Genomic DNA, 2,494 nt, shown 5'->3' on the forward strand with positions numbered 1-2,494 from the left:
GTGGCCGACTGCCTTGCCGGGCGCGCCGCGGCGGTGGTCACCTGCCCCATCGCCAAGAAGCCGCTCTACGATGCCGGCTTCCGCTTTCCCGGCCACACCGAATATCTGGCGCATCTGGCGGCACGGCAGACTGGCGTCGAGGTGACACCGGTGATGCTGCTTGCAGGCCCGGAGTTGCTCACGGTCCCGGTCACCATCCACATCGCGCTCGCCGATGTACCCAAGGCGCTGACCACGGAGCTGATTGTCGCCACCGGACGCATCACCGCCGCCGATCTTGAGAACCGCTTCGGCATCGCCAGGCCGAGGCTCGCGGTCGCCGGCCTCAACCCGCATGCCGGAGAGGGCGGCACGATAGGGCTGGAGGACAATCTGGTCATCCGTCCGGCGATCGAACAACTGAAGGCGGAAGGCATCGATGCGTTCGGGCCGCTGCCGGCCGACACCATGTTCCACCCGCGGGCGCGGGCCGGCTATGACGCGGCGCTCTGCATGTACCACGACCAGGCGCTGATCCCGGCCAAGGCGCTGGCCTTCGACGAGGCAGTCAACGTCACCCTCGGGCTGCCCTTCATCCGCACCTCGCCCGACCACGGCACCGCCTTCGACATTGCCGGGCAGGGAATTGCGCGCGCCGACAGCCTGATCGCGGCACTGAAGCTCGCCCGCCGGCTGGCCGACAGCGGGGCGGAGGCTGCCGCCGCATGAGCCGCATCGCGATGAGCCCGGCCGCATGACGATCGACGGCCTGCCGCCGCTGCGCGAGGTGATCGAGCGCCATGGGCTGCAGGCAAAGAAGGCGCTCGGCCAGAATTTCCTGCTCGACCTCAATCTGACCGGCAAGATCGCACGCGCCGCCGGCGACCTCGCCGACACCACCGTGATCGAGGTCGGACCCGGCCCCGGCGGATTGACGCGGGCGCTGCTGTTCAATGGCGCCAGGCGGGTCGTCGCCATCGAGCGCGACGAGCGCTGCCTGGAGGCGCTGGCGCAGGTCTCCAATCACTATCCCGGCCGGCTGGAGGTCATCCCCGGCGATGCGCTGAAGACGGATTTCGCCGCGCTTGCCGGAGATGCCGGCGGACCGGTGAAGATCGTCGCCAACCTGCCCTACAATATCGGCACGGAACTCCTGATCCGCTGGCTGACGGTTTCCGAATGGCCGCCCTTCTACCAGTCGATGACGCTGATGTTCCAGCGCGAGGTGGCCGAGCGCATCACCGCTGCCCCAGGCAGCGACGCCTATGGGCGGCTCGGCGTGCTGGCCGGCTGGCGCACGCAGGCCAGGATCGCTTTCGACGTGCCGCCGCAGGCCTTCACCCCCCCGCCGAAGGTGACGTCGTCGGTGGTGCACCTGGTGCCGCGCGCAACACCCTTGCCGGTCGAGGCAAGGAAGCTCGGCCGCGTCACCGAGGCGGCTTTTGGTCAGCGCCGGAAAATGCTGCGGCAAAGCGTGAAAAGCCTGGGCGGCGAGGCCTTGCTGGTGCGCGCCGGCATTGATCCGACCCGCCGCGCCGAGACGCTCGATGTCGAGGAATTTGTAAGGCTGACGAACGCGATCTGATGCGCTCTTTCCATCTGCACTTGCGCGAGAAAGGGAGAATCAGCGCCTGCGAAAATGCGCGACCGCTTCGGTCAGCGCCTTGGGATCGACGGGCTTCGACAGTCTGGGCGACTGCCGGAACGCATCGGGAAAGACGCTCGAGCTGTCGTAACCGGTCAGGAACAGGAAAGGGATGCCGCGCGAAGCCAGCAACTCGGCTATCGGAAAGCTCCGTTCGCCGTTCAGATTGACGTCCAGGACGGCGCCGTCCAGCTCGATGCCATCAATCTCCTGCAGGGCCTGTTCCACCGACGCGGCGGGGCCGATCACCTCGCAGCCTGAATCCGTCAACTGATCCGAGAGGTCGAGCGCGACCAGGAACGCATCCTCGACGACGAGAATGTGCAGACCGGAAAGAGACCTTTGCTCATTCATACCTTGCCTGGAGCAGGCAGGGACAAATAGTCGATCATTTCCGACTTGGGCAGTGGAATGCGCAAAAGGCACTCCAACCCGGAGGGTTTGAACTGCAAATCGACATTTCCACCTAGCTCGTACTCCAAACTCTGCTGGATGAAAGTGGTTCCAAAACTTCTTTTCGGCGGCCCCTTCACCTTCGGCCCGCCGCTCTCCTTCCAGTCGATCGACAGGGTTTCCGAGCCTTCGATGCGCCAGGAAACCTCCACGCGGCCCTTTTCAGCGGAAAGCGCGCCATATTTGGCGGCGTTGCTGGCCAGTTCGAAGAACACCAGGCCGAGCGTGGCCGCCGCGCTCGCATTCAGCCGGAACACCGCTCCATGAACGTCGAGGTTCTGGCCGTCCTTGCCGCCGTAGGAAGACAGCGTCGCCCGCACCAGATTTTCGAGGTCGGCGCCTCCCCATTGATAGGAAGCCAGCAATTCGTGCGTGCGGGCGACGCTGTCTTCCTACGGCGGCAAGGACGGCCAGAAC

General features: G+C 65.7%; 3 protein-coding genes and 1 pseudogene. 2 read left to right on the forward strand and 2 right to left on the reverse strand.

Features of this window, described 5'->3' with window-relative positions:
- Together pdxA and rsmA are read left to right on the forward strand one after the other, a co-directional pair.
- Positions 1–708, forward strand: a 708-nt coding sequence (gene pdxA, locus EOA33_RS32070) for a 4-hydroxythreonine-4-phosphate dehydrogenase PdxA (RefSeq protein WP_127407453.1), incomplete at its 5' end; no start/stop codon positions are given.
- A gap of 25 nt (positions 709–733) precedes the next feature.
- On the forward strand, positions 734–1,564 hold the full coding sequence (gene rsmA / locus EOA33_RS32075) for a 16S rRNA (adenine(1518)-N(6)/adenine(1519)-N(6))-dimethyltransferase RsmA (RefSeq protein WP_126055645.1): 831 nt from the start codon (positions 734–736) through the stop codon (positions 1,562–1,564).
- 39 nt (positions 1,565–1,603) lie between these two features.
- Here rsmA and EOA33_RS32080 read toward each other — a convergent pair whose 3' ends face one another.
- Both EOA33_RS32080 and EOA33_RS32085 read right to left on the reverse strand, forming a co-directional pair.
- Positions 1,604–1,978 (reverse strand): response regulator, encoded by a 375-nt coding sequence (locus tag EOA33_RS32080; RefSeq protein ID WP_127407454.1) that lies wholly within the window; start codon positions 1,976–1,978, stop codon positions 1,604–1,606.
- A pseudogene (locus tag EOA33_RS32085) lies at positions 1,975–2,451 on the reverse strand (sensor histidine kinase); the annotation flags it as partial. The pseudogene EOA33_RS32085 and the gene EOA33_RS32080, both read right to left, overlap by 4 nt.
- Between the last annotated feature and the right edge of the window lie 43 nt (positions 2,452–2,494).

The sequence above is a fragment of the Mesorhizobium sp. M4A.F.Ca.ET.050.02.1.1 genome (genome assembly GCF_003997725.1).
Lineage (GTDB): Bacteria > Pseudomonadota > Alphaproteobacteria > Rhizobiales > Rhizobiaceae > Mesorhizobium.

Excerpts from the sequence above, each read along its gene's own strand:
- rsmA (WP_126055645.1), top strand. The coding sequence starts at position 734 with ATGACGATCGACGGCCTGCCGCCGCTGCGCGAGGTGATCGAGCGCCAT.
- EOA33_RS32080 (WP_127407454.1), bottom strand. The coding sequence starts at position 1,978 with ATGAATGAGCAAAGGTCTCTTTCCGGTCTGCACATTCTCGTCGTCGAG.